The following is a 13,356-nucleotide window of genomic DNA, read 5'->3' as shown; positions in this document are numbered from 1 at the left end:
CCCGCCGTCACCGGCAGGGGCTCTCGTACGGCGTACGGCGGGTGGCCGGAGGTCAGTTCGGCTTGGTGTCGATGACTCCGACGCGCTCCGCGGGCGTCTTGCCGCGCAGGGCCTTGCGCAGGGCCGTGACGACGTCCTGCGGCGTGACGTCGCGCTTGCCGCTCGCGCCCTCGATCTGCACGCCGTCGAAGGTCGTACCGTACGCCTCCTGGAGCGCCTTGAGGTTGTACGTGTCCACGAGCTTGCCGTCGACGGCCTTGAAGCTCAGGATCTTCGGCAACGACAGCGCGCCGAACGGGATGCTGTGCGCGGGGTCGGTCTGCACGATGGCCTTGGCCGACATCGCGGGCTGCGCGAAGTCCTTCAGGACCCGGTCGACCTCGGCGTTCGAGACGGTCGGCTGCCGGGTGGTGGTCGGGAGGTTCACCGTGCCGGGCGTGCCGGTCTCCACCTGGGTGCGGTACGCCTCCTCCACCACCGTCGTCGACTTGGCCAGGTCGATGCCCTTGCCGGTCTTGCCGTACACCGGGACCGCCTTGCCGCCCTTGAACTCGATCGTGCCGTCGGTCGAAGCGCCGGAGCCGCCCGCCGCCGCCTCCAGGGAGGCGTGCAGCTTCTCCTCGTCGACGGGCATGACCGGCGTGACGACACGGTGGTTTCCGAAGAGCGAGCCGATCACGGAGACCGGGTTGTAGTCGCTCTTCGCCGCCGCGTCGGCCGTGGCGTCCATGTCGAACTGCAGGCCCGCCTTGTCCGGGTCGAGGGCGACGGTCTTGCCGCCCACCGACAGCTTCAGCGGTGTGCCGACGCGGTCGTCGAAGGCCTCGTCGAGCTTCCTGACGGCGCCGTCGCGGGTGGTGCCGCCGATGTCGACGCCGAGCACGGTGGTGCCCTTGGGCACGTCCGTGCGGTTCATCAGCAGCCCGGCGCCGTAGACGCCGCCGGCGAGGACGACCACGCCGACAGCCAGCAGCACGAGCTTGCTGCGCCCCTTCTTCTTCGGCGCCTTCGAGGAGCTCGCCGGGGGTGGCGAGACCGGCTCGGGCAGCTTCGGAGCGGCGTGCGGCACCGGCCCGTCGCCGGGGGCGCCCGGGGCGAACGGCGAGGCTCCGCCGGACGGTACGACGGGAATGCCGCTGGTGACCGTGTGCCCGGAGACGTTGTCGTGCCGGGGGCCGTAGCCCGGGCCGTCCGACGGCTCGGGGGCCGGCTTCTGCGGGGTGAGGATGGCGGTGTCGTCGCTCATGCCACCGCCGGGGCCCGCGGTACCAGGAGCGGGGGTGCCGCCGGGGGCGCCGGCGAGCAGGCCGGTGCCCGCGGCGCCGCCGGGCGCTCCGGGTCCACGGCCCGTGGCGCCGGGGCCTCCGGGAGCCCCGGGGCCTCCCGGCCGGCCGGGCTTGCTGAAGGCGCCGGGAGCTCCAGGGCCGTTGGGTCCACCGGGGCGGCCGGGCTCGGTGAAGGCACCAGGGACTCCGGGCCCGCCGGGCTCGTCGAACGCCTCGGGGCCACCGGGCCGGCCCGGGTCACCGAAGCCGCCGGGGCCCGAGGCGCCGGGGCCGCCCTGGGTGATGGGTCCGCCAGGGGCGTTGAAGTCGTGGGGGCCGCCCCGGCCGCCCGGTCCGCCGGGCTCGTTGCCGAAGCCGCCGGGAGCGCCGGGAGCGCCCGGTGCGTCGAACCCGCCGGGGCCGCCCTGTCCGCCGGGTGCGTCGAGACCGCCCGGTCCGCCGGCCGGCGGCACCATCGGGCCGTCACCGGTGACCGGTCCGCCGGTCGGGCCGGCCGGGCCCCGCGCCCCGGGACCGCCGGCCGGACCGCCGAAGCCGCCCTGCCCGTGCTGCCCGCTGTGTCCGTGCTGCCCGTCGCGGCCGTTCTCGGCGAAGTACGGCAGGTCGTCGCGGCGCGGTTCGGCGCCGCCCTGGGCGGGACGCGAGCCGTTGCCCAGCGGGCCCGCCGCGAGGGCCTCGGTGACGTCGAAGGAGCCGGTGCCGCCGCCGTGCCCGGGCGCGACCGGACCGCCGGTCGCGCCGCCCGGAAGCCCGGCACCGTTCGTACCGCCGGACCGGGAGCCGCCCGGCGCGCCCATGGAGCCGACCACACCGCCGGGCCGCCCGGTGCCCGGCCGCGTCCCACCGGACGCACCGGAACCCGGCGCCGCGGCACCGGGGCCGCCCGGTGCCGGACGTGAACCGCCCGGCATCCCGGCGCCGTTGGTGGAGCCGCTGTCCGGACCGCCCTTGCCGCCGCCCGACTTGCGGGGCGCGAACCAGTCGCTGGCCGGCTTGTCGTCGCCCGGCCTGCCGGGCTCGGCGGAAGGCTCGGCCGGTGACGGGGACGGGGCGGTGCCCGGCGTCGACGGCGCCTCACCGCGGGTGTCGGTGTCGGCCGTGCCCTGCTTCTCCGCGACGGGCTTGCGCACCACCACGGGCGGAATGGGCCGCGACCCGGGAATGTTGATCCGGATCCGGGTCGTCAGCGTGGTCTCGGTCTTGGGTTCCTCCGGCCGCGTGGCGGAACGGCCCGCGTCCGCACCGGCGTCGGAGACCGCCGGAATGCCGTAAGGCGGCGTACCCGACGGGTAGGCGGCTCCGCCGCGCCCGTTGGGCCCGGAGGACGGAGTGTCAGTTTCACGACTCAAGGCAGGTTCTCCCGGTTGGCTCCGCCGCCCGACACAACCTCACGCGGGCAGCTCGGCGGCGCGCACCACCATACTGGCCACTTCTCGCCCGTATCCCATGACCGCCGTGGAAACCCGCACCGGACCCCCACGGCCACGCCTGGCGAAGTGGTACGTCACTTGGCAAGTCGGACGGGACCGCCGTCCGGTTGCCGCCCGGGGGCGAGGGTGGCGCAGATCACAGCCACGGCGATGCCTCCGAGCAGGAAGAGATAGGAGCCGCTCCCCGCGGCGAAGAGGAAGTCGCCCTCGGGACGGCTCGCGGTGAGCAGGACGACGGCGAGCATCCAGCCGGCGGCGGCCGCGACGCCCCCCGCCCGGCCGCGGACGACCCATGACGCGCCCAGGACGGCTCCGGCCTCTGCGACGAGGGCGAGCAGCAGCCCGCCCGGGAACCACCCGGGCTGCACCAGGGCCCCGGCGACGCCGACCACGGCGCCGAGCACGAAGAAGCCGAGGCAGGCGCCGACCCGTCCGGCGGTGGGCGGGCGCATCGGCTGGGCCAGCATCGACGTCCGGTCGCTCATGAGGCCTCCTCCAGACCGGCGAACAGGTCCGTCTCCCGCTCGCCGGAGCCCGCCCCGCCGCGCACCAGTTCGTAGTACTCGGTGGCGAGGATCGGCTGGGCGAGTTCGTTGGACAGCACGAAGTACGGCCCGTCCACGGTGATCTGGGTGGCGTGGGCGCGCATCGCGGCGGCCTTGGCGGCGGCGTGGGCGGTGCCGTCGATCACGGTGGTGATCCGCTCCTCGGGCACGACACCCGGGACGTCGTCGACGTCGGCGGTCTTGGTGAAGGCCGTGCCGGGCAGGTCCTGCCTCAGCCGTGCGAAGGACTCCTCCACAACCGGCCGGGGGACCCGGTTCCAGTAGACCTTGGGGATCGGCAGGCCGGCGTCGGCGGACAGCTCGACGGCGCGCATGGCGACGCGGTGGGCCTGGATGTGGTCCGGGTGGCCGTAGCCGCCGTTGTCGTCGTAGGTGACGAGCACCTGGGGGCGTACCTCGCGGATCACCTCGACGAGGTGCGCGGCGGCCTCGTCCACGTCGGCCCGCCAGAAGCAGCCGGGGTCGTCGTTGTCGGGCAGGCCCATCATCCCGGAGTCGCTGTAGCGCCCGGCTCCGCCGAGCAGGCGGAAGTCCTGGACGCCGAGCTCGGCCATGGCGGCGGTGAGCTCACTGCGGCGGTGCCGGCCCAGGGCGGCGCCCGAAAGGTGCGCGAGGCCGGGCGGGATGACCTCGCCGCGTTCACCGAGGGTGCAGGTGACCAGGGTGACGTGGGCGCCCTCGGCCGCGTACCTGGCCATGGTCGCGCCGTTGTTGATCGACTCGTCGTCCGGGTGCGCGTGCACCAGCAGCAGACGCCTGTCGGGCAGTTCCGTCATGGGACCAGCCTACGAGGCGCCGGGCCGGTGTCCGTCACGCCCCGGGGCCGTCACGCCCGGCTGTCCGGCACGCCCGGCTGTCCGGCACGCCCCTCACGACTCGGTCTCTTCCGCGCCGTCGTCCTGGTAGCGCGGCAGGCCGGCCGTGGGGATGGTCCACTCACCGATGGTGACGTCCTCGCCGTAGACGAAGTTCTTGCGTACGGAGTAGCGGGGGCCCTTGGGAGTGGCGTGGATGTCGGTGAAGACGGCCCCGCTGCCGGTACGGGGGTCGAAGATCGCGTAGATCGGAATGCCGAGCAACGGGTAGTCGCGCATCTTGCCCACCCAGTCGTTCTCCGGGTTGGACCGCGAGACGACCTCGATGGCGGCGACGACCGTACGAGGGTCGACGGAGCCCTCAACGTCGAGGTCGGCCCAGGCGATCACCATCACGTCCGGGTGCCGCATGATGCCCTCGGGCACGTCCTCCACGTCGGGTGTGCCGTTGTGGGCCAGCAGCTCGTCCGGCATGACCCTCTCCAGACGCCGGCTGACACGCGCGGCCGTCACCTCGTGCGGTCCCCCCGGCGACATCATGTCGTGCACGATCCCTTCTTTGGTGACTTCGAATTTCCCGGGAAGGGTGTCGTCCATCGACTGCACGACATCCCTCATGGACCGGTACAGATGGGAGCCGTCCCGCCGCGCGTTGCCGGGTGCGATGGTCATGCCGCTCGCTCCTCGTCGTCTGTGCCCAGGGGCAAGGATCGTCACGTTCATGCTAGGCGGACTCCCGGAGGTCGGTGCGGCAGTCCCGGCAGCGGGCCGCGGGGTCGGGTGAGCGGAAGCCGCGGTCGCAGCCGTCGCAGTTCCGCAGCGGGTACCTGGGTGACTGTGGGACGGCCGGTGCCCGGAACGGGGGTGGAGGCGGGAGCTGGACGGCCAGGCGGTGGGCCAGGAAGGCAGCCGGGCGGCGTACACCCTCAGGCGGCAGGTCGGCGCTCAGGGCGCGGCTCACGGCGGCCGGGGCGACGTCCCGCTCCAGCCAGGCGGCGACGCCCGGCGCCAGATGGGCCGTGTCGCAGGCGGAGAGGAGCAGCCGGGGATCGTGGCGGTGGAGATCCGCGAGGAGGTCGGTGGCGGCTTGCAGGAGGGCGGGGGCGGGGTGGGCGGGGCGCGGCACGTCCGGGAGTGGCTTGCGGGGTGCTCGTTCGCCGCGCGGCGCCCGCGTGGGGTGCGTCCTGTTTTCCTCACACGCCTCCCGCTGCTGCGGTGCCGCCGCGGTTCGGGCCTCCGGGTCGTCCTGGGTCGTCGGGCGGTGGCGGGCTGCCGCCGGCTGGTTGCAGGAGATCGTGCGGGTCACGATGCGGCCGGTGGGGGTCCGGGCGCGTTCGCGGCGCAGGTAGCCGTGGGCCTCCAGCTCGCGCAGGGCGGCGGCGATCCGCGTGGCTCCCTCGGGGAACCGGGCGGCGAGTGTCTTGATGTCGGCGGGGGCTCCCTTCGACAGCGACTGGAGGTGCGTGCCGAGCCCGATGGCGAGGAGTGAGAGCTCCGTGTGCTGGGCGAGGTGGTTGCCGATCACCGTGAAGCGGGTGGTGTGGCGGGTGTTGTCGTGCTGGAGCCCGCCGCCGCGGTGGGCCGTGCCGGGCCGCCGGTTCGGGTGCTTGTTGCCCGCAACGCGGGCCTGGGCGTGCGGGGGCACGCTAGGGTCCTGGGTACCCATCGGGAAGCCTCTATCTTCCTCGGTGGTCAGGCCCTCGCACGGGATTGCAGTCCCGGCGGGGGCCGTCGCATGTCTGCGGTTGTGGTGGTGTGTTGCGCTGAGCGTGGGGCCTCGTGGGCTGCGAAATCCAGCCGGTCCGGGGAGGTTCACCCGCGCGAGTGAGCGTGGCGCCGGGCGGGAGGGGTGGGGTTCGGCGGGGTTCTTTCCCCGGCAGTTCTTTGTCTTCAGCCGCCGGCGGCACCGGAGCGCGAGGGTGCGGGTTCCGGCGGCGTGAGGCCCAGTTCGGCCCAGACGGTCGGAACTCAGCTTGTCCTGGAGGAATGGACACTTCGGCGCCCTCTGGGCGGAAGGACACGGCTGCGCCAACAGCTGGAACACCTGTTGCAGCTCGGGCGGTTGCCGAGGCAGCTCCGTATCCTGGAACTCCGGTATGGCGTCATCCGGGCGCAGGCCCTCACCCCGCGTGAATCGGCCTCATTTGTCGAGCAACTGCTGGGGGAGACATGAGCCGCAAGATCTCGTCCGGGGGCGCCTCCGACCTGGCGTGGTTCAAGAGCAGCTACAGCAGCGGCAGTGAGGGCGACTCGTGCGTGGAGCTCGCCGCCGAGCCCTGCACCGTCCACGTCCGGGACTCGAAGCACGTCGAGGGTCCCCGCCTGGCCTTCACCCCCGCCGCGTGGGCCGACTTCGTGCCGTACGCGGTCGGGTCCTGAAGCGCACGGGGCACGCACCCCGGCCGGGTCCCGGGTCTCACCCGAAGCCCCGGCCTGGAAGCGCGACGCTCAGAACTTGATGCTGCCGATCATGCCCGCGATGTTCGTCGTCAGCTCGCTGATCGTGGGAGCGACGGTCGAGGAGGCGAGGTAGAAGCCGAGCAGCATGCAGACGATCGCATGCCCCGCCTTCAGTCCCGACTTCTTGATCAGCAGGAAGACGATGATCGCCAGCAGCACCACCGCCGAAATCGAGAGTGCCACGGCGGTTCACCTCCAAAGATCCACGAGGGCGCGGGGGTCGGACTATGGGGGCATCAAATCCGTACAGCAGCCAGCAGGTTCATACCCACTATGCATCATTGATCATAACTATCCCTCTGCGCGCATCGATCGGCGCACGGCCGCACAAGGGGGCGCATGGCCAATATGGTCAGGGCATGACGACCGAGCCTCACTCCTTCCCCCGACGGCACGCCCGTACCCAGCGCTTCACGCTCGGCGCGCCGCGTTCGTTCACCGTGGCGCCCGACGGTTCGCGTGTCGTGTTCCTGCGCTCCGGTTCCGGTACGGACCGGGCGAATTCGCTCTGGGTCCTCGATGTGGAGGAGGGTACGGAGCGCGTTGCCGCCGACCCCCGCGCCCTGCTGGGCGGCGCCTCCGAGGACCTCTCACCCGAGGAGCGGGCCCGGCGCGAACGCAGCCGCGAGGGCGGGGCCGGCATCGTCGGGTATGCCACCGACACGGCCGTCGAGTTGGCCTCTTTCGCCTTGTCGGGGCGGCTTTTCGCGGCCGAGCTGCGGGCCGGGACGGCACGTGAACTGTCCGTGCCGGGGCCCGTGATCGACCCGCGTCCCTCGCCCGACGGGCGGCACGTCGCGTATGTCGCGCAGGGTGCCCTGCGGGTGGTGGGCGCCGAGGGTGAGGACGACCGGGCGCTCGCCGAGCCGGAGTCGGAGAACGTCTCGTACGGACTGGCCGAATTCATCGCGGCCGAGGAGATGGGGCGTTCGCGGGGCTTCTGGTGGGCCCCGGAGTCGGACCGGCTGCTCATGGCGCGGGTGGACGACACGCCGGTGCGACGCTGGTGGATCGCCGACCCCGCCCATCCGGAACGGGAACCGCAGCGGGTGCCGTACCCGGCGGCCGGCACCGGGAACGCGGAGGTGCGGCTGTTCGTGATCGGCCTGGACGGGCTGCGGACCGAGGTCGTCTGGGACCGGGCGCGCTACCCGTACCTGGCCCATGTCCACTGGTCAGCGGCGGGCGCGCCACTGCTGCTCGTACAGGCGCGCGACCAGCACAGCCAGCTGATCCTGGCCGTGGATCCCGACTCGGGCGCGACCCGGATGGTGCACGCCGACGAAGATCGAACATGGCTTGATCTTTTCTCCGGGGTGCCGTGCTGGAGCCCGTCCGGTCAGCTGGTGCGGATCGCCGACGAGGGAGGTGCGCGCGTGCTGGCGGTCGGGGACCGGCCGCTCACCGGCGCGCAGCTGCACGTCCGGGCCCTGCTGGACGTCTCCGCGCACGACGTGCTGATCTCGGCGTCGGCGGGCGCGGAGGCGCCCGGGGAGCCGGAGACGGGCGAGGTGCACGTGTACCGGGTGAACGAGCTGGGCGTGGAACGCGTCTCGCGGGAGCCGGGTGTGCACGCGGCGGTGCGGGCCGGGGAGGTGACGGTCCTGGTCTCGGCCGCACTGAACCGGCCGGGTTCACTGGTGCGGGTCCTGCGCGACGGAAAACCGACCAGGACTGTCCCTTCGTACGCCGAAGATCCTGGTATGTCCCCCCGCGTGACGCTCACCGAGGGGGGCGCACGCCGTGTCCCGTGCGCCGTGCTTATGCCTCGGGACTACGACGGTGACACGCCGCTGCCGGTGCTCATGGACCCGTACGGAGGTCCGCACGGCCAGCGGGTGGTGGCCGCGCACAACGCCCACCTCACCTCGCAGTGGTTCGCAAACCAGGGCTTCGCGGTCGTGGTCGCGGACGGCCGCGGTACCCCGGGCCGCTCCCCCGCCTGGGAGAAGGCGATCCACCACGACTTCACGCTGTCGCTGGACGACCAGGTGGAGGCCCTGGAGGACCTCGCGAAGCGCTACCCCCTGGACCTGTCCCGGGTGGCCATCCGCGGCTGGTCCTACGGCGGTTGGCTGGCGGGCCTCGCCGTGCTGCGCCGCCCGGACGTCTTCCACGCCGGCATCGCGGGCGCGCCGGTGACGGACTGGAGCCTGTACGACACCCACTACACCGAGCGCTACCTGGGCACGCCGACGGAGCATCCGGAGGCGTACGCGAAGAGCTCCCTGATCACCGCCGAGGGGCTGTCCTCCCCGGCCGAGCCGCACCGCCCCCTGATGGTCGTGCACGGCCTCGCCGACGACAACGTGGTGGTCGCCCACGCCCTGCGCCTGTCCTCGGCACTGCTGGCCGCCGGCCGCCCCCACGAGGTGCTGCCGCTGTCCGGCGTCACCCACATCACCCCGCAGGAACAGGTCGCCGAAAACCTGCTCCTCCTCCAGGTCGACTTCCTGAAGCGCTCCCTGGGCATCACGGCCCCCTGAACACGGCGACGGGCCGGAACGCCTCCCGGCGCCCCGGCCCGTCTACGGCACCCGCACGGCCGTACGCTGACCAGCCTGACGTGTCCGTATATCGGAACCGGGTCGGCGAAGTTGCCTGCGTGTTAACGCAGTTGGCGGTGGGCTCCGCGGGCTCCGAACGCCGGTTCCCGGCACCCCCACGGGATACCGGGAACCTGGGCGAAGGGGTCAGGCCGCGTGGACCACGTCCTTCTCCTCTGCGAAGTGGCAGGCGGACTCGTGGGCCGCCGGGGTGTCCTCGCCCTGAAAGCGCTCCGGGATGGCCAGGAGCGGGATCTCCTGGGCGCACTTGTCCTGGGCCTTCCAGCAGCGGGTGCGGAAGCGGCAGCCCGAGGGCGGGTTGGCCGGGGACGGGACGTCGCCGGTGAGGATGATCCGCTCGCGGCCCTCGCGTGACTCCGGGTCGGGGACCGGGACGGCCGACAGCAGCGCCTGGGTGTAGGGGTGCGTCGGGTGGTCGTAGATCTCCGTGTCCGACCCGATCTCGGCCATCTTGCCGAGGTACATCACGCCCACGCGGTCCGAGATGTGCCGGACGATCGACAGGTCGTGCGCGATGAAGAGATACGAGAGGTTGAACTCGTTCTGCAGCTTCTCCATCAGGTTGATGACCTGGGCCTGGACGGACACGTCCAGCGCGGAGACCGGCTCGTCGCAGATGATGATCTCGGGGTTGAGCGCGAGGCCGCGGGCGATACCGATGCGCTGGCGCTGACCGCCCGAGAACTGGTGCGGGTAGCGGTTGATGTACTCGGGGTTGAGGCCGACGACGTCCAGGAGGTCCTGGACCTTGCGGCGGCGGTCGCCCTTCGGCGCCACCTCGGGGTGGATCTCGAAGGTCTCCCCGATGATGTCGCCCACCGTCATACGGGGGTTGAGCGAGGTGTACGGGTCCTGGAACACCATCTGGATGTTCCGGCGGACCGCCTTCAGCGCACGCCCGGACAGCTTGGTGATGTCCTGGCCCTTGTAGAAGATCTCGCCCGCGGTCGCCTTCTCCAGCATCATCAGCAGCTTGGCGACGGTGGACTTGCCACAGCCGGACTCGCCCACGATGCCGAGCGTCTCACCCTGGTAGAGGTCGAAGGAGACCCCGTCCACGGCCTTGACCGCACCGATCTGACGCTTGAACAGGATGCCCTGGGTCAGCGGGAAGTGCTTGACCAGGTTGCGCACCTGCAGGATCGGCTCACCGCGTTCGACCGGCGCCTCGATGGCGGCGACGGCCTCCTCGTCGGTGGCGGCCTCCACCGTCTCCACCTCGGTGACGTTGGGGGTGGCGTCCATGGACTCGTCCGTCTTGTCCAGCTCAGCCATGGATCGTCTCCTTCCAGAAGTGGCACGCGCTGCCGCGGCCGACCAGCTCGCCGCCGTCCCGCTCGGTGACCGGGAGCAGCGGCGGGACGTCCGTACGGCAGACGTCCTGCGCCATGGGGCAGCGCGGGTTGAAGGCACAGCCCGACGGGATGCGCGTCAGGTTGGGCGGCAGCCCCTTGATCGCGTACAGGTCCTGGCCCTTCTGGTCCAGGCGCGGGATCGACTCGAGCAGACCCTTGGTGTAGGGGTGCGCGGGCCGCTTGTACAGCTCGTGCACGGGCGCGGTCTCCACGATCCGGCCCGCGTACATCACGGCGATCTTGTCCGCGACGTCGGCGACGACGCCGAGGTCGTGGGTGATCAGGATCAGGCCCATGTTGTACTCGCGCTGCAGCTCCGCGAGCAGGTCCATCACCTGGGCCTGGACCGTCACGTCGAGGGCCGTGGTCGGCTCGTCGGCGATGATCAGGTCCGGCTCCAGGGCGAGCGCCATGGCGATCATGATGCGCTGGCGCATACCGCCGGAGAACTGGTGCGGGTAGTCGCCGACGCGCTCCTTCGCGGCCGGGATCTTCACGCGGTCCATCAGCTCGATGGCCTTGGCCTTGGCGTCCTTCTTGCTCAGGCCCTGGTGGACGCGGAACATCTCGCCGAGCTGGTAGCCGACGGACAGCACGGGGTTCAGCGCGGACAGCGCGTCCTGGAAGATCATGGCGATCTTCCGGCCCCGGATCTTGCGCCGGGCGTCGCCGGACATGGTGAGCATGTCCTCGCCCCGGTAGAGGATCTGACCCTGCGGGATCCGCCCGGGCGGCATGTCGAGAATGCCCATGATCGCCTGCGCGGTCACGGACTTGCCGGAGCCGGACTCACCGAGCACGGCGAGGGTCTCGCCCGAGTTCACGGTGTAGTTGACGCCGTTGACGGCCTTGGCCACACCGTCACGGGTGTGGAACTCGACGTGCAGGTCGCGCACTTCGAGCAGGGGAACGTCCCCCTCGGCCGCGCCGCGCGGCTCGGGGACGTTCCGGGTCTTGTCGATGGTGGTCACGTACGCCCTCCTCAGCGCAGCTTCGGGTCAAGGGCGTCGCGCACCGCGTCGCCGAGCATGATGAACGCGAAGACGGTGAGGCTGAGCATGCCCGCCGGGAACAGCAGCGTGTGCGGGTTGTCCCGGATCACCTTGCTGCCCTCGGAGATGTCGATGCCCCACGAGATCGTCGGGTCGCTGAGGCCGAGGCCGAGGAACGACAGCGTCGCCTCCGCCGAGATGTAACCGCCGAGGGCGATCGTGGCCACGACGATGGTCGGCGCGACGGCGTTCGGCATCACGTGGCGGAACAGGATCCGCGTGGTGCCGGCGCCCAGCGCCCGGGCCGCCGTCACGTAGTCCGCCTGCTTGGCCGTGATGACGGAGCTGCGCATGACCCGCGCGATCGAGGTCCAGCCCAGGAAGGCCAGGGCCAGGATGACCACGTACACCTTGCGCTCGGTGAAGGCGTTCAGGACGACCATCGTGCCGAGCAGGAACGGCAGGCCGAAGAAGATGTCGACGATCCGGGAGATCACCGAGTCGACCCAGCCGCCGAAGTAGCCGGCCAGCATGCCGAGCAGTCCGCCGAGCAGCGTGACGGCCGCGGTGACGCAGACGCCGACGAGGATCGAGGCCCGGGTGCCGTGGATGACGCGCGAGTAGATGGAGCGGCCCTGCTGGTCGTAGCCGAACCAGTCGGGCTGGAAGAGGTGCCCCAGCTCCGGCTTGCCCAGGTAGTGGTGGACCAGGTCGCCGTCACGCGGGTCGACGCTGGTGAACCAGCCGGGGAACGCCGCGATCACGAGCAGCAGGACCAGCAGCACCGAGGAGATCCAGAACATCGGCCGGTGGCGCAGGTCGTACCAGGCGTCGCCCCACAGGGAGCGCGGCTTCTCGCTCTTCTGCGTGCTCTCCTTGCCGGGGGCGTCGACGGCCGGCGGGGCGATGGCGTCCACGGCCGCGGCGTCGGTGGTCTGGGCCTTGGTCACGTCAGGCATACCGGATCCTCGGGTCCAGGACCGCGTACAGCAGGTCGATGAGCAGGTTGATCAGGAGGATGACGAGGACGAGGACCGTCACCACACCCGTGACCGTCGAGCCCTCGCTCGTCTGGATCGCCCTGTAGAGGAGGTTGCCGACACCCTGGATGTTGAAGATGCCCTCGGTGATGACCGCGCCTCCGATGAAGCCGCCGACGTCGGTGCCGACGAAGGTGACGACCGGGATCAGCGAGTTGCGCAGCAGGTGGACACCGATGATGCGGCGCCGGGGCAGGCCCTTGGCGAGCGCGGTGCGCATGTAGTCGGCCCGCAGGTTCTCGGCGAAGGTCGTCCGGGTCAGCCGGGCCACGTAGGCCATCGACAGCATGGCCAGGACGAAAGCCGGCAGGAACAACTGCGAGTAGCTCGTGGAGTCCTGGACGTTGGGCGGCAGCCAGCCGAGTTCGTCGGCGAAGATGAACCGGGCGATGAAGCCGAGGACGAACACCGGGATGGAGATCACCGTCAGGGTGAAGACCAGCACGCCGGTGTCGGCGGCCTTACCGGCCCGCAGACCGGCCCACGCGCCCAGGCCGACACCGATGATGATCTCGATGGTGATGGCCAGCAGGGTCAGCCGCAGGGTCACCGGGAAGGCGTCGGCCATGAGGTCGATGACCGGGCGTCCGGCGAGGTTGTTGCCGAAGTCTCCCTTGAGGAGGTTCAGCATGTAGTGGAAGTACTGCTCGAGGACGGGCTTGTCGAAGCCGTACTCGCGCTTGATCTGCGCGATCTGTGCGGGATCGGGAGCCTTGTCCCCGTAGATGGCCCGGACCGGGTCGCCCGGAAGGATGTGGACCATCAGGAAGATCAACAGAGTTGTCCCGATGAAGATCGGGATCATCTGGAGCAGTCGCCTGGCGGCGTAGCGCCCCATCTTGCGC

General features: G+C 71.5%; 12 protein-coding genes and 1 pseudogene. 3 read left to right on the top strand and 10 right to left on the bottom strand.

Annotated features, from left to right (window positions below; all coding sequences use genetic code 11):
- Positions 1-52: 52 nt before the first annotated feature.
- The 5 genes from AB0B29_RS08025 to AB0B29_RS08005 form a co-directional block, all read right to left on the bottom strand.
- Positions 53-2,635 carry a hypothetical protein gene (locus tag AB0B29_RS08025; protein ID WP_362235421.1) on the bottom strand — a complete coding sequence of 861 codons (2,583 nt, stop codon included), beginning with the start codon at positions 2,633-2,635 and terminating at the stop codon, positions 53-55.
- 155 nt (positions 2,636-2,790) lie between these two features.
- On the bottom strand, positions 2,791-3,201 hold the full coding sequence (locus AB0B29_RS08020) for a DUF6113 family protein (protein ID WP_362235419.1): 411 nt from the start codon (positions 3,199-3,201) through the stop codon (positions 2,791-2,793).
- Positions 3,198-4,058, bottom strand: coding sequence for an N-acetyl-1-D-myo-inositol-2-amino-2-deoxy-alpha-D-glucopyranoside deacetylase (gene mshB / locus AB0B29_RS08015; protein WP_362235416.1), 861 nt, complete (start codon positions 4,056-4,058; stop codon positions 3,198-3,200). The genes AB0B29_RS08020 and mshB overlap by 4 nt, the downstream gene beginning before the upstream one ends.
- Before the next feature lie 93 nt (positions 4,059-4,151).
- Positions 4,152-4,769, bottom strand: coding sequence for a Uma2 family endonuclease (locus AB0B29_RS08010; RefSeq protein ID WP_362235414.1), 618 nt, complete (start codon positions 4,767-4,769; stop codon positions 4,152-4,154).
- A 52-nt stretch (positions 4,770-4,821) separates the two neighbouring features.
- Positions 4,822-5,763: a helix-turn-helix domain-containing protein gene (locus tag AB0B29_RS08005; RefSeq protein WP_362235412.1), complete on the bottom strand. Its 942-nt coding sequence runs from the start codon at positions 5,761-5,763 to the stop codon at positions 4,822-4,824.
- A gap of 309 nt (positions 5,764-6,072) precedes the next feature.
- Between AB0B29_RS08005 and AB0B29_RS08000 the strand changes: the two are divergent.
- A pseudogene (locus AB0B29_RS08000) lies at positions 6,073-6,270 on the top strand (Scr1 family TA system antitoxin-like transcriptional regulator); the annotation flags it as partial.
- Complete coding sequence (locus tag AB0B29_RS07995) at positions 6,267-6,476, top strand: DUF397 domain-containing protein (protein WP_362235409.1); 210 nt, start codon at positions 6,267-6,269, stop codon at positions 6,474-6,476. The pseudogene AB0B29_RS08000 and the gene AB0B29_RS07995, both read left to right, overlap by 4 nt.
- 69 nt (positions 6,477-6,545) lie before the next feature.
- Here the strand turns inward: AB0B29_RS07995 and AB0B29_RS07990 are convergent, their stop codons facing one another.
- Positions 6,546-6,740 (bottom strand): hypothetical protein, encoded by a 195-nt coding sequence (locus AB0B29_RS07990; RefSeq protein WP_003992731.1) that lies wholly within the window; start codon positions 6,738-6,740, stop codon positions 6,546-6,548.
- A gap of 176 nt (positions 6,741-6,916) precedes the next feature.
- On the opposite strand from AB0B29_RS07990, the gene AB0B29_RS07985 reads away from it, so the two are divergent.
- Positions 6,917-9,043, top strand: a complete 2,127-nt coding sequence (locus AB0B29_RS07985; RefSeq protein ID WP_362235406.1) for a S9 family peptidase — start codon at positions 6,917-6,919, stop codon at positions 9,041-9,043.
- A gap of 207 nt (positions 9,044-9,250) precedes the next feature.
- Here AB0B29_RS07985 and AB0B29_RS07980 read toward each other — a convergent pair whose 3' ends face one another.
- The 4 genes from AB0B29_RS07980 to AB0B29_RS07965 are packed head-to-tail and all read right to left on the bottom strand — an operon-like array spanning position 9,251 to position 13,349.
- Positions 9,251-10,399, bottom strand: a complete 1,149-nt coding sequence (locus AB0B29_RS07980) for an ABC transporter ATP-binding protein (protein WP_362235404.1) — start codon at positions 10,397-10,399, stop codon at positions 9,251-9,253.
- Positions 10,392-11,450 (bottom strand): ABC transporter ATP-binding protein, encoded by a 1,059-nt coding sequence (locus tag AB0B29_RS07975; RefSeq protein WP_362235401.1) that lies wholly within the window; start codon positions 11,448-11,450, stop codon positions 10,392-10,394. Before AB0B29_RS07975 ends, AB0B29_RS07980 begins: the two co-directional genes overlap by 8 nt.
- Positions 11,451-11,461: 11 nt before the next feature.
- The gene (locus AB0B29_RS07970; protein ID WP_362235399.1) at positions 11,462-12,430 is read right to left on the bottom strand and encodes an ABC transporter permease; all 969 of its coding nucleotides are present in this window, start codon (positions 12,428-12,430) and stop codon (positions 11,462-11,464) included.
- A complete protein-coding gene (locus AB0B29_RS07965; RefSeq protein ID WP_362235396.1) occupies positions 12,423-13,349 on the bottom strand; it encodes an ABC transporter permease in 927 nt (308 codons plus the stop codon). Before AB0B29_RS07965 ends, AB0B29_RS07970 begins: the two co-directional genes overlap by 8 nt.
- Between the last annotated feature and the right edge of the window lie 7 nt (positions 13,350-13,356).

The sequence above is a fragment of the Streptomyces tibetensis genome (genome assembly GCF_040647715.1).
GTDB classification, from domain to species: Bacteria; Actinomycetota; Actinomycetes; order Streptomycetales; family Streptomycetaceae; genus Streptomyces; species Streptomyces tibetensis_A.
This window is presented reverse-complemented; position numbering and strand designations above follow the sequence as displayed.